General features: G+C 74.7%; 18 protein-coding genes. 13 read left to right on the forward strand and 5 right to left on the reverse strand.

Going from position 1 to position 20,389, the window contains the following annotated elements:
* Positions 1 to 2 precede the first annotated feature (2 nt).
* The gene (locus PKA89_RS06785) at positions 3 to 1,880 is read right to left on the reverse strand and encodes a prolyl oligopeptidase family serine peptidase (RefSeq protein WP_324417879.1); all 1,878 of its coding nucleotides are present in this window, start codon (positions 1,878 to 1,880) and stop codon (positions 3 to 5) included.
* 55 nt (positions 1,881 to 1,935) lie between these two features.
* Here PKA89_RS06785 and PKA89_RS06790 point away from each other — a divergent pair, with 55 nt between their 5' ends.
* Both PKA89_RS06790 and PKA89_RS06795 read left to right on the forward strand, forming a co-directional pair.
* Entirely contained in the window at positions 1,936 to 3,267 is a 1,332-nt protein-coding gene (locus PKA89_RS06790; RefSeq protein ID WP_324417881.1) for an FUSC family protein, read from the forward strand.
* Complete coding sequence (locus PKA89_RS06795; protein ID WP_324417883.1) at positions 3,264 to 4,277, forward strand: phosphotransferase; 1,014 nt, start codon at positions 3,264 to 3,266, stop codon at positions 4,275 to 4,277. Before PKA89_RS06790 ends, PKA89_RS06795 begins: the two co-directional genes overlap by 4 nt.
* A gap of 15 nt (positions 4,278 to 4,292) precedes the next feature.
* On the opposite strand, the gene PKA89_RS06800 is transcribed toward PKA89_RS06795, so the two are convergent.
* Positions 4,293 to 5,045, reverse strand: a complete 753-nt coding sequence (locus PKA89_RS06800) for an N-acetyltransferase (RefSeq protein ID WP_324417885.1) — start codon at positions 5,043 to 5,045, stop codon at positions 4,293 to 4,295.
* 114 nt (positions 5,046 to 5,159) lie between these two features.
* On the opposite strand from PKA89_RS06800, the gene PKA89_RS06805 reads away from it, so the two are divergent.
* The 5 genes from PKA89_RS06805 (at position 5,160) to PKA89_RS06825 (ending at position 10,224) form a co-directional block, all read left to right on the forward strand.
* On the forward strand, positions 5,160 to 5,855 hold the full coding sequence (locus tag PKA89_RS06805) for a GPP34 family phosphoprotein (RefSeq protein WP_324417887.1): 696 nt from the start codon (positions 5,160 to 5,162) through the stop codon (positions 5,853 to 5,855).
* Between the two features lie 102 nt (positions 5,856 to 5,957).
* On the forward strand, positions 5,958 to 7,943 hold the full coding sequence (thrS, locus tag PKA89_RS06810) for a threonine--tRNA ligase (RefSeq protein ID WP_324417889.1): 1,986 nt from the start codon (positions 5,958 to 5,960) through the stop codon (positions 7,941 to 7,943).
* A 407-nt stretch (positions 7,944 to 8,350) separates the two neighbouring features.
* A complete protein-coding gene (locus PKA89_RS06815; RefSeq protein ID WP_324417891.1) occupies positions 8,351 to 8,824 on the forward strand; it encodes a GNAT family N-acetyltransferase in 474 nt (157 codons plus the stop codon).
* 9 nt (positions 8,825 to 8,833) lie between these two features.
* Positions 8,834 to 9,652 carry an SDR family oxidoreductase gene (locus PKA89_RS06820; protein ID WP_324417893.1) on the forward strand — a complete coding sequence of 273 codons (819 nt, stop codon included), beginning with the start codon at positions 8,834 to 8,836 and terminating at the stop codon, positions 9,650 to 9,652.
* Positions 9,653 to 9,684: 32 nt separating this feature from the next.
* Complete coding sequence (locus PKA89_RS06825) at positions 9,685 to 10,224, forward strand: HIT domain-containing protein (RefSeq protein ID WP_324417895.1); 540 nt, start codon at positions 9,685 to 9,687, stop codon at positions 10,222 to 10,224.
* Positions 10,225 to 10,315: 91 nt separating this feature from the next.
* On the opposite strand, the gene PKA89_RS06830 is transcribed toward PKA89_RS06825, so the two are convergent.
* Positions 10,316 to 12,418, reverse strand: coding sequence for an elongation factor G (locus tag PKA89_RS06830; protein WP_324417897.1), 2,103 nt, complete (start codon positions 12,416 to 12,418; stop codon positions 10,316 to 10,318).
* 129 nt (positions 12,419 to 12,547) lie between these two features.
* Here PKA89_RS06830 and pgsA point away from each other — a divergent pair, with 129 nt between their 5' ends.
* Genes pgsA through pdxS form a run of 5 tightly spaced genes read left to right on the forward strand, consistent with a single transcriptional unit; the run spans position 12,548 to position 16,841 of the window.
* Positions 12,548 to 13,162, forward strand: coding sequence for a phosphatidylinositol phosphate synthase (pgsA, locus tag PKA89_RS06835; RefSeq protein WP_324417899.1), 615 nt, complete (start codon positions 12,548 to 12,550; stop codon positions 13,160 to 13,162).
* Complete coding sequence (locus PKA89_RS06840) at positions 13,159 to 14,100, forward strand: phosphatidylinositol mannoside acyltransferase (RefSeq protein ID WP_324417901.1); 942 nt, start codon at positions 13,159 to 13,161, stop codon at positions 14,098 to 14,100. The genes pgsA and PKA89_RS06840 overlap by 4 nt, the downstream gene beginning before the upstream one ends.
* Complete coding sequence (locus PKA89_RS06845) at positions 14,097 to 15,281, forward strand: glycosyltransferase family 4 protein (RefSeq protein ID WP_324417902.1); 1,185 nt, start codon at positions 14,097 to 14,099, stop codon at positions 15,279 to 15,281. The genes PKA89_RS06840 and PKA89_RS06845 overlap by 4 nt, the downstream gene beginning before the upstream one ends.
* Positions 15,278 to 15,877: a hypothetical protein gene (locus tag PKA89_RS06850; RefSeq protein WP_324417905.1), complete on the forward strand. Its 600-nt coding sequence runs from the start codon at positions 15,278 to 15,280 to the stop codon at positions 15,875 to 15,877. The genes PKA89_RS06845 and PKA89_RS06850 overlap by 4 nt, the downstream gene beginning before the upstream one ends.
* 55 nt (positions 15,878 to 15,932) lie before the next feature.
* The gene (pdxS, locus tag PKA89_RS06855) at positions 15,933 to 16,841 is read left to right on the forward strand and encodes a pyridoxal 5'-phosphate synthase lyase subunit PdxS (RefSeq protein ID WP_324417907.1); all 909 of its coding nucleotides are present in this window, start codon (positions 15,933 to 15,935) and stop codon (positions 16,839 to 16,841) included.
* A 21-nt stretch (positions 16,842 to 16,862) separates the two neighbouring features.
* Here the strand turns inward: pdxS and kynU are convergent, their stop codons facing one another.
* Positions 16,863 to 18,101, reverse strand: a complete 1,239-nt coding sequence (gene kynU / locus PKA89_RS06860; RefSeq protein ID WP_324417909.1) for a kynureninase — start codon at positions 18,099 to 18,101, stop codon at positions 16,863 to 16,865.
* 133 nt (positions 18,102 to 18,234) lie between these two features.
* Here kynU and PKA89_RS06865 point away from each other — a divergent pair, with 133 nt between their 5' ends.
* A complete protein-coding gene (locus PKA89_RS06865) occupies positions 18,235 to 19,812 on the forward strand; it encodes a GGDEF domain-containing protein (RefSeq protein WP_324417911.1) in 1,578 nt (525 codons plus the stop codon).
* Positions 19,813 to 19,818: 6 nt separating this feature from the next.
* Here the strand turns inward: PKA89_RS06865 and PKA89_RS06870 are convergent, their stop codons facing one another.
* Positions 19,819 to 20,334: a GNAT family N-acetyltransferase gene (locus PKA89_RS06870; RefSeq protein ID WP_324417913.1), complete on the reverse strand. Its 516-nt coding sequence runs from the start codon at positions 20,332 to 20,334 to the stop codon at positions 19,819 to 19,821.
* Between the last annotated feature and the right edge of the window lie 55 nt (positions 20,335 to 20,389).

Below are 20,389 nucleotides of genomic sequence, written 5' to 3' on the forward strand. Positions count from 1 at the left end.
GCTCACTCGCCGAGTCGCAGCACCCGCGTGTAGAAGGCCAGCTCGCGCTCGAGGGCGTCGACGATGCTCTCGCGGCGGCGGAAGCCGTGGCCCTCGCCCTCGTAGACGGCGAGCTCGACGGCACGTCCGGCATCGCGCATCGCCGCGGCCATGTCCTCGGCCTGGGCCAGCGGGACGACGCGGTCGTCCGAGCCCTGGAGGAGCAGCAGCTCGCCGTGCAGCCGGTCGACGTGGTGGATGGGGGACCGCTCGCGGTAGACCGCCTCGCCCTCGGGCCACGGCGCGACGAGCGTGTCGAGGTAGCGCGACTCGAACTTGTGGGTGTCCTGCGCGAGGGCCGCGAGGTCGGCCACGCCGAAGAGGCTGGTCCCGGCGGCGAACGCGTCGCTCGTCGTCATCGCCCGCAGCACGGCGTACCCGCCGGCACTCCCGCCGCGGATGGCGAGGCGGGAGCGGTCGGCACGACCGGCACCCGCGACCGAGAGGGCGCCGGTGACGCAGTCGTCGATGTCGACCTCGCCCCACCGGCCGAGCAGCCGGTCGCGGTAGGCGCGGCCGTAGCCGGTGCTGCCGCTGTAGTTGACGTGCAGGACGGCGAACCCGCGGGTCGTCCAGAACTGGACGGCGGTCGCGTACGTGGCCTCGGTGCGGCTCGTCGGGCCACCGTGGACCATGACGACGAGCGGGGGCACCTCGTCGTCGGGGCCGGTGACGTCGGCGCTGCGGGGGCCGTGGAGGATGCCGTGCACCTCGTCGCCGTCGCGGTTGCGCCAGGTCCACGCTTCCGGCGGCGAGACGGCCGCGGGATCGAGGGCCGACCCGCCGGAGCCGCCGAGCACCCGGAACGGTCCGCCCGCCGGCCCGCGGACCACCTCGGGCAGCCGGTCGGGGTGGCCCCGCTTGAAGGCGACCTCGTCGCCGGCCACGACGAGGTGGTCGGCGAACGAGCCCGCGTCCGTGGACGGGGTGAGCGTCGCGCTCGACGCCTCGAGCACGCCGAGCCGCCGTCCGGTGCCCTCCCACCAGTGGACCAGGGCGTGGTCGCGGTCGAGGACGGCGAGGTCCTGCATCCCGAGCGACCACTGGGGCTGGGCGTGGTCGGCCTCGACGTCGTGCACGGGGTGCGGGCCGTCGCCGCCGTCGCGGTGCACGAGCCACCAGCCGGACTCGTCCGAGACGAACCACAGCGACCCGTCCGGCCCGAACTGCGCCTGGGCCACGGAGACGCCGTCGCCGCCCGCGACGACGTGCACGTCCTCGAGTCCGCCGTCGGTCAGCCGTCCGCGGAGGAGGCGCGTGGAGTTCCACGGCATGTTCGGGTGGTCCCAGACGACGAAGGCCACGAAGCGGCCGTCGGGGGAGACCGCCGGGCGCGACACGAAGTCGGTTCCGGTGTGCAGCACCTCGACGTGTGGCTCTCCCTCGGGACGGAGGGCGAACCGGACCAGCTCGTTCGCGGGCTCGGGCTCGCGGGAGTGGTCCTCACGGACGGCGAGGACCTGGCCGTCGTGGAGGACGAGGCCGCCGTGGCGCCACGGGCCCTCGGGGGTGAGCGGGACCGGGTCGGCCGCCCCGAGGTCGAGGCGGTACACGCGATCGTCCCCGAGGTGCGAGAACACGACCGTGCCTCCGGCGACGGCGTAGGCGCCGCCCCCGTACTCGTGGACCCGGGTGCGCACGTTCCAGGGGGCGGGCAGCAGGTCGCTCGCCGCCGAGCCGTCGTGGCGGACGAGGACCTGCCGGCCTCCCTCGGCCGGGCGGCCCTCCAGCCAGTAGGTGTCCGGGCCGTCGACCCGCACCTCGTCGAGGAACACCTGACCGCTCGCGAGGTCGTCCGGGCTGATCGGTGAGGGCCAGGTGCCGTAGGGGAGGGTCCGCATCCCCCGACCCTAGGGGTCCGCCCGAGCACCGGGCGGGCTGGGTAGAGTCCCTCCCATGCCTCGAGTCGACCAGGGCGTCGGCCGCCGCGGTGTACGGGCGACGGTCCACGGCTGGTCGGAGACCACCCGTGCCGCCGTGCGGGGCCCCGGCCCGGAACGCACGGACGCCCTGCTCCTCGTGAAGTCGGCCGTGGCGGCGGTCATCGCCTGGCAGTTCGCCGTCCGCGTGATGCACAGCCCCACGCCGTTCTACGCCCCCCTCGCCGCCCTGCTCGTCGTGGACCGGACGATCGTCCGCTCGATCTGGCAGAGCGTCGAACGCGTCGTCGCGGTCGTCGTGGGGATGAGCACCGCCTGGCTGGTCGGCACCCTCGTCGGGGTGACCTGGTGGTCGATGGTCATCGTGATGTTCCTCGCGCTGCTCATCGGCCGGTGGGACCGGCTCGGCGAGCACGGCATCCAGGTCCCCGTCATGGTGCTGCTCTCGCTCGTCACCCTGAAGTGGGACGACGTCGACTTCACCTACCTCACCCTCGTCGAGACCGTCGTGGGCGGCGTCGTGGGCGTGGGGGTCAACGCGGTCGTCCTGGCGCCCATGCACCTCACGGCGCCCCGGCGCGCGGTGGTCGAGCTGACCGAACGTGTGCGCGGGCTGCTCGAGGACATGGCCGACGGGCTGCGCGAGGGTTGGGACGGCGACCGCGCTCGCGACTGGCACGGCCGGGCCACCCGGATCGGGGAGGCCGTGCCCGAGGTCCTCGACGCGATCGAGATGGGCCGCGAGAGCACGAGGTTCAACCTCCGGCACCGGCTGCGCCCGGCCCGGATCGACTGGGACGGCTACGTGATGACCGTCGAGGCCGTCCGTCGCAGCCAGTGGCCGGTCGCGGGGATCGCCCACACCCTCGTCGACGCCGCGGACGACGCCCAGCACCTGCCGACCCCCTCGGCGGACTGGCTGACCGGGTACGCCGGCGTGCTGGAGCACCTCGCGGCGGCCGGCGCGCTGTTCGGCGTCCAGCGTGAGGAGGCCCGGCAGGAGATGGCCGAGCACCTCGACGCCGCCGACGTCTCCCTCCACCGGCTCTCGGACGAGGTCGAGTCGCTGCCGCCCGAGGACCCGGGGACCTGGCCGGCCTACGGGGCTCTGCTCGTGGAGGCGCGGCGGCTCGTGGCGGAGGTCCGCGCCGACGCCCCGGCGGCCGCCGTGCCGACCGACAGCGGCCCGCTGCGCAGCCCGCTCGCCGAGTCCGTTCCCGCGGTCCGCCAGCTCCAGGAGCAGGTGCCGATGGCCCGGGAGCGGTTGCGTCGGGTCATCGGGCCGCACGACGTCGAGGACGAGGCCGGCCCGCACGACCCGGCCGGACGACACGGGTCGCGGACGTGAGCGTCCCGCCCACCGGGTACGACGAGCTCGACGAGGAGTCGCAGGTCGAGGTGCTGCGGCCGGCCGCCCTCGAGGCCGCACACGCCTTCGGGCTCGAGGTCGCCCGGATGGAGCCGGTGCTGCACGCGTACAACACGACGTTCCGGGTCGACACGGCCGACGGCGAGCGGTTCGCCCTGCGGGTCGGCACCAACTCCAAGAGCTCCCCGGCCAACGTCCTCGCCCAGCAGGCCTGGCAGGAGGCCATCGCCACGACGACCGATGTCACCGTGTCACGCCCGCTCCGAACCACCAGCGGGGACTGGTTCACCCGCGCGGAGCCGGAGGGCCTCGGTCGGGAGGTCCTCGTCACGGCCGCGAGCTGGCTCGACGGCGACGGAGCGCGGGAGGACTCGGGGGCGGCGTGGGCCCGTGCCCTGGGCGAGGCGATGGCGCGGCTCCACCGCCAGGCCAGCACGTGGACGTTGCCGGCCGGCGCCGACCTCCCGGTGTTCGACGACCCGCTGTTCGGCGACCGCGAGATCCTGCCGGACGCGCCAGGGCTGTCCGCCGACGAGCGCGACCTCGTCGTCGCGGGCCTGCGCCGCACCCGGGAGGCGTTCGGCCGGCTCTACGACGGCGCCGACGTCGTCGCGCTGCACGCCGACCTCCACGGCGGGAACCTCACGTGGCACGACGGGCGGCTGGCGGTGTTCGACTTCGACGACGCCGGTCTGGGGATCCCGGTCCTCGACCTCGCCATCACGACCTTCTACCTGCGGCGCAGCGGTGCCGAGGGGGCCGAGGCCGCACTCCGCGAGGGCTACGCCGAGGTCGCCCCCCTGCCGGACGTCGACCCGGCCGACCTCGAGGCCCTCGTCGCCTCGCGCCAGCTCCTCCTCGCCAACGACCTGCTCGGCTCGAGCACCGCCTCGCTGCGGGCGATGGCCGACGGGTACGTCCGCACGACGGTGAGCCGGCTGCGGCACTGGTTCGCCACCGGCACCTTCCGCCTCGACGTCGAGGACTGAGCCCGAGCCGGCCGGTCAGAGCCGGTGGTGCACCCAGACCCCGGGCTCGACGTACACCGCGTGGTCGTGCTCGAGGCTGACGTGCACCGGGTTGAGCGCGAAGGGCACGACGACCTCGCCCGAGGTGTCGAACGGCTCACCGGTCCAGTCGCGCCACTCGGCCAGCGAGCCGGAGGTCGTCATCGCCCGCGGGCAGACCTTCTCGATGGTGGCGCCGGCCCGGACGTGGAGCCGCAGCCACGGGTCGGTGGGCAGGCCGTCCTCCCGGGTCCGCGCCGCGTACACGGCCATCGGGGTGTGGGGCTCGTCGGTCTTGCGGTTGGGTCGCACCGGCGCCACGAGGTCGTGGAACCCCAGCCGGGCCACGTTGGCCCGCTTGTGCTCGAGCAGGACGGAGGCGAGTCCGGTGCCGCGCAGGTCCGGACGGATCGCGACCTCGAGCGCCGAGACGTGGGTCGGCTCGCGGTCCTCGAGCTCGTCGAGCCAGGCCCACCGGATGACCCCGTCCCAGCCGTCGTCGGGCAGCTCGTCGCGGCCGGTCTCGCCTCCGAACGCGAACGGCACCGAGCAGGACCGTGCCACCGGGTGCTCGAGGTCGTCGGCGTCGAACGCGAGGAGCGAGTACGCGGCGAACGTGGTCGTCGCCCGGGCGAAGAACAGGTCGCCGACCGGGTCCTGCTGCATGAAGCGCGGCCAGACCGTCGCGAGGTCCCAGAGGTGGTGCGCGAGGTCCGGGCGGTCGGCGAGGCTGACGACGAGGAGGTCCACCCCGGCAGGCTAGGCCCCACCCGGGGCTGGACGGCGGGGTCCGCCCACCGGGGGAGGCGCCCGGGCCCGGCAGGTGCTCCGATGGAGGGACCGACCCCACCCGAGGAGGCGACGATGACCCTCTCGCTCACCGAGGAGCTCGTGCTCCTGACCCTTGACCCGCAGAGCGGGCGCCCGGCCCTGGACTCGGTCCGGATGAAGGCTGCCGTCGCCGGCGCGGCCGTCGCGCAGCTGACCCTCGACGGCGCCCTCGCCCTCGACGGCCCGGACGGCAGGCGCGCCCGGCTGCGGCGCACCGGCACCGCCGAGCCGTCCGACCCGCTCCTGCGGGAGGTGTTCGCGGTCGCCGACGGGCGGCGCCCCCAGGACGCCGTCTCGAAGCTCGGGGGAGCGGACGCCTGGCGCGACCGCGCGGGCGCCCTGCGCACCCACCTCCTCGAGCGGATGGCCGCCGCCGGAGTGCTCTCCCGCGAGGACGACCGGGTGCTCGGCCTCTTCCCGCGCACCCGTTGGCGCACCGTCGACCCCGCGACGACCGACCGGCTGCGCGTGCGGGTGACCGGCGCGCTCAACGGGGGGGACGGGCCGACCGACGCGCGGACCGCGGCCCTCGTCGCCCTCCTCGCGGCCACCGACCGGCTCTCGGCCGTCACCGGCCTGCCCCGGGCCGAGGCGCGCCGCCGGGCGGAGGTGGCGACGGCCGGCGACTGGGCGGCGCCGGCGGTGCGTGCCGCCGTCCAGGAGGTCCACGCCGTCCTCGCCGCGACGATGGTCGCGACGACGGCGGCCACGACGGCCGCCACGAGCTGAGCGCACCCCGGCGGAACTGCCGCGACCGGTGCCAGGACCCCTCGCTAGCATCGGACCGTGCCGGAGCACCGGCGCGACCCCCATCGCGAGGAGAGCCTCACCATGTCTGCCCAGATCACCGTCCACGTCGCCGGGAGCGAGCGACGGGTGGCCGGGGGCACGACGTACGGCGACCTCTTCGAGGGCGACCGCGAGGTGCTCGTCGCCCGGGTCGGCGGGGAGCTGCGCGACCTGCACCGCGAGGCCGCCGACGGCGACGTCGTCGAGCCGGTCACCGCCGCCGAGCAGGAGGGCCTCGACGTCCTGCGGCACAGCGCGGCTCACGTGCTCGCCCAGGCCGTCCAGGAGGTCCACCCGCAGGCGCGCCTCGGGATCGGGCCCCCGATCCGCGACGGCTTCTACTACGACTTCGACGTCGAGACCCCGTTCACCCCCGAGGACCTCAGGGCGCTCGAGAAGGTGATGCAACGCATCGTCAACGAGGGCCAGACCTTCCACCGCCGCGAGGTGAGCGACGCCGAGGCCGCCGTCGAGCTCGCCGACGAGCCGTACAAGATCGAGCTCATCGGCCTCAAGGGCGGCGCGGCCGAGGACGCCGCGGAAGGTGCGGCGGTCGAGGTCGGCGGCAGCCAGCTGACGATCTACGACAACGTCCGCCGCGACGGCTCGGTGGCCTGGGGCGACCTGTGCCGCGGCCCGCACGTGCCGTCGACCAAGGTCCTCGGCAACGCCTTCAAGCTGATGCGCAGCGCCGCCGCGTACTGGCGCGGCTCGGAGCGGAACCCGCAGCTGCAGCGGGTCTACGGCACCGCGTGGCGCACCAAGGACGACCTCAAGGCCCACCTCGAGCGGCTCGCCGAGGCCGAGAAGCGCGACCACCGCAAGCTTGGCGCGGAGCTCGACCTCTTCTCCTTCCCCGACGAGCTCGGGTCCGGGATGGCGGTCTTCCACCCGCGCGGCGGCGTCATCAAGCGCGAGATGGAGGACTACGTCCGCCGGCGGCACCTCGAGGAGGGCTTCCAGTACGTCGGGACCCCGCACATCAGCAAGGACGGGCTGTTCCACACCTCGGGGCACCTGCCGTACTACGCCGACACGATGTTCCCGCCGATGGAGCTCGAGCACGCGCAGTACCGCCTCAAGGCGATGAACTGCCCGATGCACAACCTCATCTTCCGCTCGCGCGGCCGCTCCTACCGCGAGCTGCCGATGCGGTTGTTCGAGTTCGGCTCGGTCTACCGGTTCGAGAAGTCCGGCGTCGTCCACGGCCTGACCCGCGTGCGCGCGATGACCCAGGACGACTCGCACTCGTACGTCACCCCGGAGCAGGCGCCGGCCGAGATCGAGCACCTGCTGCGCTTCGTCGTCGGCCTGCTCGAGGACTTCGGGCTCGACGACTACTACTTCGAGCTGTCCACCCGGGCCACCGAGGGCGAGAAGAAGGACAAGTTCATCGGCTCGGACGAGCAGTGGGAGGTCGCCACCGAGGTGCTGCGGAGCACCGCCGAGAAGTTCGGGGTCGAGCTCGTCGACGACCCGGGCGGCGCCGCCTACTACGGCCCGAAGATCTCGGTGCAGACCCGCGACGCCATCGGGCGCACCTGGCAGATGTCGACGATCCAGTACGACTTCAACCAGCCGCACCGCTTCGGGCTCGAGTACCAGGCCGCCGACGGCTCCCGCCAGGAGCCGGTGATGATCCACTCGGCGAAGTTCGGCTCGATCGAGCGGTTCATCGGGGTGCTCGTCGAGCACTACGCCGGCGCGTTCCCGGTGTGGCTCTCGCCGGTGCAGGTCCTCGGGGTGCCGGTCGCCGACGAGTTCGTCCCCTACCTGCGCGAGGTGGGGGAGCGGCTCGCCGCGCAGGGCGTGCGCTTCGAGCTCGACGAGTCCGACGACCGCTTCCCGAAGAAGATCCGCAACGCGAGCAAGGCCAAGGTGCCCTACGTCCTCATCGCCGGTGGCGAGGACCGCGACGCCGGCGCGGTGTCGTTCCGCTACCGCGACGGGTCGCAGAAGAACGGCGTGCCCGTCGAGGACGCCGTGGCCGAGGTCCTCGAGGCGATCCGCGCCAAGGCCCAGGTCTGAGGCCCCGGTCGCACCGTCCGGTGTCCGGATGGTGGGACCGCGGGGTCGCTGGTCGACCCGTCGTCACGCCCGTCACACGACACGCCGACGACACGCCGACGACCCTCACAGGCCCGGAAATTGGTGTCCCAAACCCCTTGCGGGACACTGCCTCCGAGGCATAGAAATATCCCACTCCACCACTTCGGTGGCGGAGGGATCGAGAAGGAGAAGGACGCCAGGCCGCGCGGTTCTGCCGCGAGGATCCACCGGGTGATGACGGTGGTGGCGACCGGACACCGACTCGTGAGACGCGGAGCATCATGCCGGGTCATCGAGGCCCCGGAACCACTCATACTGGTTCCGGGGCCTCACCTTTGTGGTCGGGACCCCTCCCGGGGCGCAGGCCCGTGGGCCATGCTGGGGGCGTGGAGACCGTGCGGCACGTCCGGGTGCGCGAGGCCGTGCCCACCGACGCGTTCTCGGTCGGTGCCCTGCACATCCAGGACGAGCGCGAGCGGGGCGCCTCGGTGCCGCCCGGCTTCCTCGACACCTTCGCCGACGCGTGGCTGCGCGACCGGGCCCGCCGCACCTGGCTCGCGGAGGATCCGACCGGCCGCCCGCTCGGGGTCCTCCACGGCACCCGGGTCCAGAAGCTGCCGAGCGCGCACCGCCCGGCGGACGCGTGGTTCCACGTCAGCCTGCTCTTCGTCACCCCGGACGCGCGGGGCCTCGGCCTGGGGGAGCGGCTGCTGCGCACCCTCCTCGCGTGGGCGCCGGCCGAGCGGGTCACCCGCATCCAGCTCAACGCCGTGCCGGAGGCCCGCACCCTCTACGAGCGGGTCGGCTTCGGCACCCCGTCCGACCGGCTCATGGAGCTGAGGCTGGACGCTCCCGCCTAGGGTGACGGGATGCAGCCCGCCACCCCCTCCCGGGGAGTCCTCGTCACCGGTGCCTCCCGCGGTGTCGGCGCGGCCGTCGCCCGGGCCTTCGCCGCCCGCGGCGACCGCGTCCTCGTCCACCACCGCGGTGCGGCGAGCCGGGAGCGGGCGGACGCGGTCCTCGGCTCGCTCCCGGGTGAGCGCCACGCGCGCGCCGCGGCCGACCTCGCGGACCCGGCGGCCGTCGCGACGCTCGCCGCCGACGCCGTCGCGGCCCTCGGCCGGGTCGACGTCCTCGTCAACAACGCGGCGATGATCGTGCCGCCCGGCTCCTCGGGCAGCCGGCGTGGCGACCACCCGCTCGACGCCACCGGGTACGCGGACTGGGTGGAGGTCTGGCAGCGCACCCTGGCCACGAACCTCCTCGGTCCGGCGAACCTCACCTGGTGCGTGGCCCGGCACATGCTCGAGGTGCCGCCGGCCGCGGGTGTCCCGGTCGGCCGGGTCGTCAACGTCGGCTCGCGCGGCGCGTTCCGCGGCGAGCCGGACATCCCCGCGTACGGGGCGAGCAAGGCGGGTCTGCACTCCTTCGGGCAGTCGATGGCCCAGCACCTCGGCCGGCACGGCATCGCGGTGACGAGCATCGCGCCCGGCTTCATCGCCACCGAGATGGCCGGCTACGCGATGGCCGACGAGGACGCCGCCGAGGCAACCCGCGCCCAGAGCCCGTTCCACCGCGTCGCCGAGCCCGAGGAGGTCGCGGCCGCGGTCGTGGCCCTCGCCGCGCCCGGCGCCGAGTGGGCCTCCGGCGCCGTGCTCGACTTCAACGGCGCGTCGTACCTGCGCTGAGGCCGGCCCGGGTCCCCGCCTAGGATCGGGTCATGCCGCAGACCGAGGACCCGGCCGACTTCGTCGGCGAGCCCGACGGCTTCGAGCGGCTGTGGACGCCGCACCGGATGGTCTACATCCAGGGCGAGCGCCCGGACCCCGACCCCGGCGAGGGCTGCCCGTTCTGCGCCGCCCCCGGGAAGAGCGACGAGGAGGGGCTCGTCGTGCACCGCGGCGAGCACTGCTACGTCGTGATGAACCTCTTCCCGTACAACCCCGGGCACGTCCTCGTCTGCCCGTACCGGCACGTCGCCCTCTACGTCGACCTCACCGACGAGGAGACCGCCGAGTTCGCCGCCCTCACCAAGGATGCGGTCCGCGCGCTCACCGCGGCCTCCGGGCCGATGGGCTTCAACCTCGGGATGAACCAGGGCGCGGTCGCCGGCGCGGGGGTGGCCGCCCACCTGCACCAGCACGTGGTGCCGCGCTGGGGCGGGGACAGCAACTTCCTGCCCATCGTGGCGCGCACCAAGGCACTGCCGATGCTCCTCGAGGACGTGCGAGCCCGGCTCGCCGAGCACTGGCCGTCCTGAGATGCGGGCTACCCCGCAGTAATCGACGTCATCACAGCCAGTACTGCGCCGTAGCGTGCGCCGTAGCGTGCGCCGGCGGCGGGAGGGCTGCTCAGTCGGAACGCCCCGCCGCGGCGAGGTGGTCGCGGGCGATCCGGTCCGGCAGCACCTCGTAGCCCCGCGGCTCGCGCCGGAAGCTGCCCGTGCCGTGGGCCAGCGAGCGCAGCGCGACGGCGTAGTCGAGCAGCTCGAGGCGCGGCACGGCGGCGACGAGGACCGAGCGGCCGGGCTCCTCGGCCGGCTCCGACCCGACGATCTGCCCGCGCCGCGTGCCGATGTCGGTCATCACCGCGCCGAGGTGCTCGTCGTCGACGGTGACGGTGACGGTGTCGATCGGCTCGAGGAGGCAGAGGGTCGCCGCGGACGCGAGCTCGCGCAGTGCCAGCCCGGCCGCGGTCTGGAAGGCGATGTCCGAGGAGTCGACGCTGTGCGCCTTGCCGTCGGTGAGCGTCACCTTGACGTCGGTCACCGGCCACCCGGCGATGAGACCCTTCGCGAGCTGGGCGTGGACGCCCTTCTCGACGCTGCCGATGAACTGCCGCGGCACGGCACCGCCGACGACCACCTCGGTGAACTCCACGCCCGAGCCGCGGGGGAGCGGCTCGAGGACGAGGTGGCAGACGGCGTACTGGCCGTGCCCGCCGGACTGCTTGACGTGCCGGCCCTGCGCCTCGGCGCGCCCGACGGCGGTCTCCTTGAGGGCGACGGCGACCGGCTCCTGCTCGACGCCGACGTTGAAGCGCTCGCGGAGCCGGTGCAGCACCAGCTCGAGGTGTGCGGGCCCGGTGGTCCACAGGACGACCTGGCCGGTCTCGGGGTCGTGCTCGATGCGCAGCGTGGGGTCCTCGGCGGCGAGCTCGCGGAAGGCGACGGGCATCCGGTCCTCGTCGGCCCGGGTCGCGGCCTTGACGGCGGCCGGCAGCAGCGCCTCGGGCAGGGCCCACGGCGTGACGAGCAGCGGCCGGGACGGGTCCGAGAGCGAGTCGGAGGTCTGGGCTCCGGCCAGCTTGGTGACGACGACCACCTCGCCCGCGACGGCCTGCTCCTTGGTCAGCAGCTCGCCGTCGAGGGAGGCCGCCACCGCACCGGGCCGGACGTCGTCGTCGTGCGCCTCGTGCCCCTCGCCGGTCGCCCCGTCGACGAGCTCGAGGTGGCCCGAGACGTGGACCGGACGGTCGGCCCGCAGCGTCCCGGAGAAGACCCGGACGAGCGAGAGGTGGCCGACGTACGCGTCGGACTCGGTGTGCACGACCTCGGCGACCAGCGGGCCGTCGGGGTCGGCGGTGAGGGCGAGCGGCTCGCCGCCGCCCACCGGGGTCACGGTCGGCAGCGGGTGCAGGCCGGGGTGGGGGAAGGCCGCCTCGACGAGGTGCAGGAGTACGTCGACACCGGCGCCGGTCTCGCCGGAGACGGGGAGCACGGGGTGGAACGTGCCGTGCGCGACGGCCTGGAGCAGGTCGCGCTCGAGCGTCGCGAAGTCGAGCTCCTCCCCGGCGAGGTAGCGGTCCATCAGCTCGGGGTCCTCGGACTCCTCGATGATGCCCTCGACGAGGCCCGGCCGGTGGGTGTCGAAGACGTCGGCGTGCTCGGGGCCGGCCGGGCGGACGGTCCGCTGCCCGCCCGCGTAGTCGTGGATCTCGCCGAGCAGCAGGTCGGCGATGGAGGTGACGGCCCCCTCGGCCCCGGCCACCGGCACGCCGAGCGGCTGGATGCCGGCGCCGAAGTGGGCCCGGCAGTCCTCGAGCGTCGCCTCGAAGTCGGCATCGCGGGCGTCGAGCTGGGTGACGACGACCGCGCGCGGCATCCCCACGATGGCGCACTCGTGCCACAGGGCGCGGGAGCGGGCGTCGGCGCCGTCCGCGGCCGAGACGACGAAGAGGGCGGCGTCCGCAGCGCGCAGACCCGCCCTCACCTGCCCGACGAAGTCGGGGTTGCCCGGGGCGTCGAGGACGGTGAGCACCACCTCCCCGAGCTCGAGGGTCGCGACCCGCAGGCCGCCGGACGCCTCCCCCCGGGGCCGGGCGCCGCGGCGCGGCGCGAGCGCGTCCACGACGTGGTCGAACAGCCGGGAGGTGCCGGCGCCGCTCGGTCCGACGAGGAGCACGTTGCGCAGGCGGGTGGTGTCGGTGACGCTCGGGGCCGCTGTTCCGCTCATGGCCCCAATCAACTCCTCCCGCGGGCCGGGCACAAGGGGAACGCCGGGCGGGCCCGGGAGACCTGCGCCACCCGGCGCGGCCGCGGGCCTCCACGGTGCCCGCGCGCCGCCCACTACGCTGGCCGCACCATGCTCAACCGATACGCCCGCGCCTTCTTCACGAAGCTGCTGACCCCGGTCGCCTCCCTCCTCATCCGGCTCGGCGTCAGCCCCGACGTCGTGACGGTCATCGGCACCGTCGGGGTCGCGGCGGGCGCGCTCGCCTTCTACCCGCGGGGCCAGTTCCTCCTCGGCACCCTCGTCATCACCGCGTTCGTCTTCTCCGACACCGTCGACGGCATCATGGCCCGCCGGCTCGGCCGGTCGAGCAGCTGGGGCGCGTACCTCGACTCCACGCTCGACCGGGTCGGCGACGCCGCGGTCTTCGGCGGCCTCGTGCTCTGGTACGCCGGCGACGGCGGGAACTCCTACATGGCCGCCCTCGCCCTCGCCTGCCTCATCCTCGGCAGCGTCGTCTCCTACGCGAAGGCCCGCGCCGAGGGCCTCGGGATGACGGCGAACGTCGGCATCGCCGAGCGCGCGGACCGGCTCGTCGCGGTCCTCGTCGCCACCGGCCTCACCGGCTGGTTCGACATCCCGCTCGTCTTCCTCGGCACCGTCCTCGCCCTGCTCGCGCTGGCCAGCCTCGTCACGGTCGTGCAGCGGATCCTCGAGGTCCGCCGGCAGGCCCTGGTCGCGCCGTGAGGGGGCTGCCGCGCGCCGCAGCGGACGCCGCGACGCTGGCCGGACACCGCCTCGGGTGGGCCGCGGTGCGCCGGATGCCGGAGCGCGTCGCGTACGGGCTCTTCGACCGCGTGGCCGACCTCACCGTCGCCCGGGGCGGGGCGTCCCGGATGCGGGCCAACTACGCCCGGGTCCGCCCCGAGCTCGACGACGCCGCGCTCGACGCCCTCGTGCGCGCCGGCATGCGCTCCTACCTGCGCTACTACTGCGAGGCCTTCCGCCTCCCCGAGCTCGGCCCCGACGACCTGGCCGCCCGCGTGCGGGCCGAGGGGGACGGCCCGGTGCGCGAGGTGCTCGAGGCGGGGGGCTCGGTCGTGTGCTTCCTCGGCCACCTCGGCAACTGGGACCTCGCCGGCGCCTGGGGGACGGTCCACCTCGGGCCGGTGACGACGGTCGCCGAACGGCTCGAGCCGGAGGAGGTCTTCCGCGAGTTCCTCGAGTTCCGCGAGGGGCTCGGGATGACCATCCTGCCGCTCACCGGCGGCCCGGACGTCTTCCCCGCGCTGCGCGAGGCGGCCCGTCGGCCCGGGCTCATCCCGCTGCTCGCCGACCGCGACCTCACCGCGCGCGGCGTCACCGTCGACTTCTGCGGCCTGCCGGCCCGGATGGCCCCGGGGCCGGCCGCCCTCGCCCTCGCCGAGCGCCGCCCGCTCTTCCCGGTGTCGATCCGCCACGAGCGACGGGGGAGCGGCTGGGGCATCGTCGTCACCTTCCACCCGCCGGTCGAGGTGCCCACGTCCGGCGCCACCCGCGAGAAGGTCGTCGCGATGACCCAGCAGTGCGCCGACGCCCTCGGCGCGGTCGTCCGCGAGCACACCGCCGACTGGCACATGCTCCAGCGGGTCTTCGTCGACGACCTCGACCCGGCGCGCCTCGCCCGGCAGGAGGTGGCCCGGTGAGGATCGGGATGGTCTGCCCCTACTCGTTCGAGGTGCCCGGCGGCGTGCAGTTCCACGTCCGCGACCTCGCCGAGGTCTTCCTCGCCCAGGGCCACGAGGTCTCCGTCCTCGCGCCGGCCGACGACGACGCCGAGCTGCCGGCCTACCTCACCTCCTGCGGGCGCGCCGTCCCGGTCCGCTACAACGGCTCGGTCGCCCGGCTCACCTTCGGACCGGTCACCTCGGCCCGGGTCACCCGGTGGCTCGAGGCGGGCGGGTTCGACGTCGTCCACCTCCACGAGCCGGTGACGCCCTCGGTGTCGCTCATGGCGCTGTGGGCCGCGGAGGAGCCGGTCGTCGCCACCTTCCACACCTCGACGGTTCGCTCCCGCGCGATGCACGCGGCCAACCCGCTGCTGCGCCCGTCGCTGGAGAAGATCCGCGGCCGGATCGCGGTCTCCGAGGACGCCGCCCGCACGGTGCGCCGCCACCTCGGCGGCGACACCTACATCATCCCGAACGGCGTGCACGTCGAGCGCTTCGCGCAGGCGCCCACCCGCCCCGACTGGGTCGGCCGTCCGGACGCGCCGACGCTGGCCTTCCTCGGCCGGGTCGACGAGTCGCGCAAGGGGCTCGAGGTCGCGCTCCGCGCGCTGCCCACCGTGCTCGACGCGCACCCGGGCACCCGCCTGCTCGTCGCCGGTCCCGGCGACGCCACCGACCTGCTCCGTCGTGCCGACCCCCGCGCGACGGCGGCCACGGTGGTCCTCGGCGCGGTCTCCGACGCCGACAAGGGGGCGCTGCTGCGCTCGGTCGACGCCTACGTCGCGCCCCACCTCGGCGGCGAGAGCTTCGGCATCGTCCTCGTCGAGGCGATGGCCGCGGGTGCCCCCGTCGTGGCCTCCGACCTGTCCGCGTTCGTCGCCGTCCTCGACCAGGGCCGGACCGGCGTCACCTTCCCCACCGGGTCCGCCGAGGGCCTCGCGGCCGTGCTCGTCGGCCTGCTCGGCGACCCCGTCCGCCGCGAGGAGCTCTCGATGCTCGGCCGCGACCGGGCCCGCACCTTCGACTGGTCGCGGGTGTCGGGGCAGGTGATGGCCGTCTACGAGACCGTCCTCGCCAGCGCACACGCGGAGGTCGACGTGGCGCCCCGCGGCCTGTGGAGCCGCTTCGTGCGCAGCGTGCCGGGAGGCGGGTCGTGAACGGCATCGACGTCGACGTCCTCCAGCTGGTGACGTTCGTCGTCATCCTCCTCATCGTCGCGGCCTGGTACCTCTCGTACGCCGCCGCCCGGCTCGACCGGCTGCACGCGAAGGTGGAGGGCGCCATGTCGGCGCTGGACGCCCAGCTGGTCCGTCGGGCCGAGGCCACGCTCGAGCTCGCGAACAGCGGCGCGCTCGACCCCGCCACCGCGCTGCTCCTCGCCGACGCCGCCACCGAGTCCGTCGAGCGCACGACCGAGCACCCGCTCGCCGAGGACCTCCTCGACGGCCAGCACTTCGGCGGCCGCGAGGAGGTGGAGACGGCACTGAGCGAGGTGCTCGCGGTCACCCTGACCGACGACGTCGTCGCCGGGCTGCGCGCCGGCGGCGACGAGCTGGTGGCCGAGTCGCTCGACCGGATCGGCTCCAGCTCGCTGCGGGTCCGGATGGCCCGGCGGTTCCACAACGACGCCGTGCGCGAGGTCCGGCGGGTCCGGCGCAAGCCCGTGGTCCGGGTCTTCCGGCTCGCCGGCCACGCGGCCCTCCCGGAACGGGTGGAGTTCGACGACGAGGTGCCGGCGGCGCTGGCCCGCTGAGCGCCTCCCGGACCGTGGTCCGGCGCACCCCCTCGGCGGACCTAGAATCGCGTCCATGACCGAGCAGCACACCACCCCCACGACCGGAACCGGCACCACGCGCGTCAAGCGCGGCATGGCCGAGATGCTCAAGGGCGGCGTCATCATGGACGTCGTCACGCCGGAGCAGGCGAGGATCGCCGAGGACGCCGGCGCCGTCGCCGTCATGGCCCTCGAGCGCGTGCCCGCCGACATCCGCGCCCAGGGCGGTGTCTCGCGGATGAGCGACCCCGACATGGTCGACGGCATCATCGAGGCCGTCTCCATCCCGGTCATGGCCAAGGCCCGCATCGGCCACTTCGTCGAGGCGCAGGTGCTGCAGAGCCTCGGGGTCGACTACATCGACGAGTCCGAGGTGCTGACCCCGGCCGACTACGCCAACCACATCGACAAGTGGCAGTTCACCGTGCCGTTCGTCTGCGGCGCGACCAACCTCGGGGAGGCCCTGCGCCGCATCACCGAGGGCGCGGCGATGATCCGCTCCAAGGGTGAGGCCGGCACCGGCGACGTCTCGAACGCGACGACCCACATGCGCACCCTCCGCGCGGCGATCAACCGGCTGCGCTCGATGGAGGGCGACGAGCTCTACGTCGCCGCCAAGGAGCTCCAGGCGCCGTACGACCTCGTCAAGGAGGTCGCCGAGACCGGCAAGCTGCCCGTCGTCCTCTTCACCGCCGGCGGCATCGCCACCCCCGCCGACGCCGCGATGATGATGCAGCTCGGCGCCGAGGGCGTCTTCGTCGGCTCGGGCATCTTCAAGTCGGGCAACCCGGCCCAGCGCGCCGAGGCGATCGTCAAGGCGACGACCTTCCACGACGACCCCGACGTCATCGCCAAGGTCTCCCGCGGCCTCGGCGAGGCCATGGTCGGGATCAACGTCGACGACATCCCGCAGCCGCACCGCCTGGCCGACCGCGGCTGGTGACCCCGCCGCGCCGCCGTCGCCTCAGGTGACGGTGGCGCGGGCGGTGAACTCGGGCCGCTCGTGCTCGGCGGCGTCGAGGACGGCCCGCAGCTGCTCGGCCGCGCGCAGGACGTCCGTGTGCGCAAGGTACATCGGCGCGAAGCCGAGCCGGACGATGTCGGGCTCGCGGAAGTCACCGACGACGCCGCGGGCGATGAGCGCCTGGACGACCCCGTAGGCGCCCGGGTGGCGCAGGCTCACCTGCGATCCTCGTCGCCCCGGCTCGCGCGGTGTCGCCACCTCGACCTCGGGGACGAGCGCGTCGAGGCACTCGAGGAAGAAGCCGGTCAGCGAGAGCGAGCGCGCCCGCAGGTCGGCGACCGACTCGCCGTCGTACGCGTGCAGCGCCGCCTCGAGGGCGAGCATCGACAGCAGCGGCGGGGTGCCGACCCGCCCGCGGGAGATGCCGGCGGCCGGCGCGAAGTCGGGGGCCATCGCGAACGGCGTCGCGTGCCCGTTCCAGCCGGAGAGGGGCTGGTCGAAGTCGTCCTGGTGGCGACGGGCGACGTAGAGGAAGGCCGGCGCCCCGGGGCCGCCGTTGAGGTACTTGTAGCCGCAACCGACCGCGAGGTCGGCGCCGTGCTCGTCGAGGCCCACCTCGAGGACGCCCGCGGAGTGGCAGAGGTCCCAGCAGGCCAGCGCCCCCACGTCGTGCGCGGCGCGGGTGATGCCGGGGAGGTCCCAGAGCTCGCCGGTGCGGTAGTCGACCGAGCTGTACGACGCGAGGGCGAGCCGCTCCCCGAGCGCGGCGACGCGCGCGGGCGCCTCCGCGGGGGAGACCCGTTCGACGACGAGCCCGGCGTCCCGGGCCGCGGCCTCGGTGACGTAGAGGTCGGTCGGGAAGGAGGCCGGGTCGGTGAGCACGACGTCGCGCCCGGGGCGCATCCGGGCGGCCGCGACGACGGTCTTGTAGAGGTTGACCGTCGTCGAGTCGGTGCAGACGACCTGCCCCTCGGCGGCGCCGACGAGCCGTCCGATGCGGTCCCCGACCCGGGTCGGGGCGCCCCACCAGTCGGCCTCGTTCCAGCTGGCGATGAGCCGGTTGCCCCACTGCCGGTGCACGACGTCGGCGACCGCCTCCGGGACGCCGGCCGGCAGCGCACCGAGCGAGTTGCCGTCGAGGTAGACCATCCCGGCCGGGAGCCGGAAGCGGCCGCGCAGGTCGGTGCCGGCGTGCTCGGTGTCGAGTGCCCGGGCCCGGTCGGTCAGCGCAGACGACATGGACCCGACGGTAGCGCGTCGGTGCGCCGGACGCCGGGAGGCGCCCGGCGAGGGGGGCCGATCGGCTGGTCCTCGGCCCGAGTTGTCGCGAACCGCACCACCCGCAGGTCAGAGCCGGTTCAGACTGCACGCCATGACCGCAGCGATGACGCCGGCACCCGCCGGTTCCCGGGCCCGGAGCGAGGCCCACCAGTCGCTGCTCGACGAGGTCCGCGCGCTGGTCCTTCCCGCGCAGACCCCGGGGGCACTCGACACCGAACTCCTCGCCGACCTGGTCCGGCGCGCCGAGAGGGAGGGGTGGGCCGACGTCGTCATGGCGGCCCAGTACGTCCGGGCGCTGGCCTCCGTCGGGGACCCGCACGACAGCACGCGGGCCCGCCTGGACGACCTCCTCGACCGCGCCGCGGCCGAGGGGGACCACGTCTGGGAGGCCCTGTGCCTCGCGATGGGCGCGACCGACGTCGTCGAGGACGCCCGCCCGCGGCTGGTCGCCGACCGCGACCTCGCCCGGGCGACCGTCCTCCTGCGTGACGCCCCACCGGGCCACGAGATGCTCGCCTCGGCCCACGTCGAGTGCGCGACCGGCTACCTCGACCGCGACATGTGGGACCTCGCCCTCGAGCACACCTCGGCCGCCGCCGCGTACCTCGAGAACCACGAGCGCGACGCGTGGCGGATGGCCACCGCGATGTACAACCGCGCCGAGATCCAGCTGCGCCGGCTGTGCGTGCTGCGCCAGGCCGGCCCGCGTCCCGAGGTCGACGAGGTCGGCGCCCGCGCCCGGGCGGCCATCCAGCGCGTGCCGGTCGAGCTGCTGCCCGCGGACTGGGCCCTCGACCTGCACATCTTCGAGAACCTCGTCGACGCCATCGCGCCGCCGGCCGGGGTCGCGCCGCGCCCGCTCGCGCGTGGTGACGACGCCGAGTTCGCGGCCTACCTCGACCTCGCCGCGTCCTTCACCGACCCCGACCCGCGCGCGGCCCGCCGCCACGTCGCACGCACCCTCGAGGCGTGGACGCGGATCCGCCAGCCCGAGCTGTACCTGCTCGCCCTGACCCGCGACGCCGAGCTCGAGGCCGCCCAGGTGGGCGAGGAGACGGCCGGCCTCCGGCTGTCCCGCGAGCTCGCCCTGCGCCGGCAGGAGGCGCGGGTCGCCGCCGCCGAGGCGATGGGCTCGCTCATCGAGAACGAGCAGATGCTCGCCGAGCACGCCCGCCTCCGGGTGGCCGCCGAGGTCGACGTGCTGACCGGCGTCGCCAACCGGCGCGGGCTCGCCGCGCACGTGGAGACCCTCCTCGAGGGCGCGCACTCCTCGGGGCGCGACGAGGTCACCCTCGTCCTCGTCGACGTCGACCACTTCAAGGGCGTCAACGACACGCACGGCCACGACGTGGGGGACGAGGTCCTCGTCCGCGTCGCGGCATCGCTGCGGACCATCGTGCGCGGCACCGACCTCGTCGTGCGCTGGGGTGGCGACGAGTTCCTCCTGCTCCTCGACACCGACCACCTCGAGGTCGCCGCGCGGCGCTGCCGCGAGGTCGCCGAGATGGTCCGGCACGACTTCTGGGACGACCTCGCCGACGGCCTGCGGGTCACCGTGAGCATCGGCCTCGCCGTCGGCAAGGTCGCCGACCTCGACGGCCTGCGCGACGCCGCGGACCGGGCCCTCTACCGCGCCAAGGAACGCGGGCGGGACGGGGTCGCGACCTGACCCGCGTCAGGGCAGGGTCATGACGAGCACCGGTGCGCGGTCGGCGGGAAGCCAGTGCGGTCGCACCTCGCCGACGACCCGCCAGCCACGCCGCCGGTAGAGGTCGGCGGCGACCGAGTGCTCCTGGACGACGTCGAGGACGGGCACCCGGTCGAGGGCCCGCGCGTGCGCGACGGCGGCGTCGAGGAGCCGCGTACCGAGGCCGAGGCCCCTCCGGTCCTGGTCGACGAACAGGGTGGAGACCGCGGCGAGGCGGCCGACCGGTTCGCCGGTGGTGCCGGTGAACGCGTCGGCCTCCCAGCCGGTCGCTGGGTGGAGGAGGGCGACGTGCCCGGCGACGCGCCCGTCGACGGTGACCACCCAGGCACCGAGCTCACCGCGCCGGACGACGAACTCCTCGACCGGGAACGGGAGTGGCCAGCGCACGGGGTACCCGGAGGCGGGCTGCTGCGCGGTCAGCACCGCGACGAGGGCGGGGACGTCGTGCGGGGTCCGGGGACGCACGGTCACGGGGGAGGCCACGTCCCGCAGGTTAGGCCCGAGCACCGACCCCGCCGCGTCCGCCCGTAGCATCGGG

The sequence above is a fragment of the Phycicoccus sp. genome, assembly GCF_035325325.1.
GTDB lineage: Bacteria > Actinomycetota > Actinomycetes > Actinomycetales > Dermatophilaceae > Phycicoccus.

Bases quoted from the DNA above. Each gene is read 5' to 3' on its own strand.
- pgsA (WP_324417899.1), top strand. From the start codon at position 12,548: ATGCTCAACCGATACGCCCGCGCCTTCTTCACGAAGCTGCTGACCCCG.
- PKA89_RS06805 (WP_324417887.1), top strand. From the start codon at position 5,160: ATGACCCTCTCGCTCACCGAGGAGCTCGTGCTCCTGACCCTTGACCCG.
- PKA89_RS06790 (WP_324417881.1), top strand. From the start codon at position 1,936: ATGCCTCGAGTCGACCAGGGCGTCGGCCGCCGCGGTGTACGGGCGACG.
- pdxS (WP_324417907.1), top strand. From the start codon at position 15,933: ATGACCGAGCAGCACACCACCCCCACGACCGGAACCGGCACCACGCGC.
- PKA89_RS06865 (WP_324417911.1), top strand. From the start codon at position 18,235: ATGACCGCAGCGATGACGCCGGCACCCGCCGGTTCCCGGGCCCGGAGC.
- PKA89_RS06825 (WP_324417895.1), top strand. From the start codon at position 9,685: ATGCCGCAGACCGAGGACCCGGCCGACTTCGTCGGCGAGCCCGACGGC.
- PKA89_RS06820 (WP_324417893.1), top strand. From the start codon at position 8,834: ATGCAGCCCGCCACCCCCTCCCGGGGAGTCCTCGTCACCGGTGCCTCC.
- PKA89_RS06785 (WP_324417879.1), bottom strand. From the start codon at position 1,880: ATGCGGACCCTCCCCTACGGCACCTGGCCCTCACCGATCAGCCCGGAC.
- PKA89_RS06830 (WP_324417897.1), bottom strand. From the start codon at position 12,418: ATGAGCGGAACAGCGGCCCCGAGCGTCACCGACACCACCCGCCTGCGC.
- thrS (WP_324417889.1), top strand. From the start codon at position 5,958: ATGTCTGCCCAGATCACCGTCCACGTCGCCGGGAGCGAGCGACGGGTG.
- kynU (WP_324417909.1), bottom strand. From the start codon at position 18,101: ATGTCGTCTGCGCTGACCGACCGGGCCCGGGCACTCGACACCGAGCAC.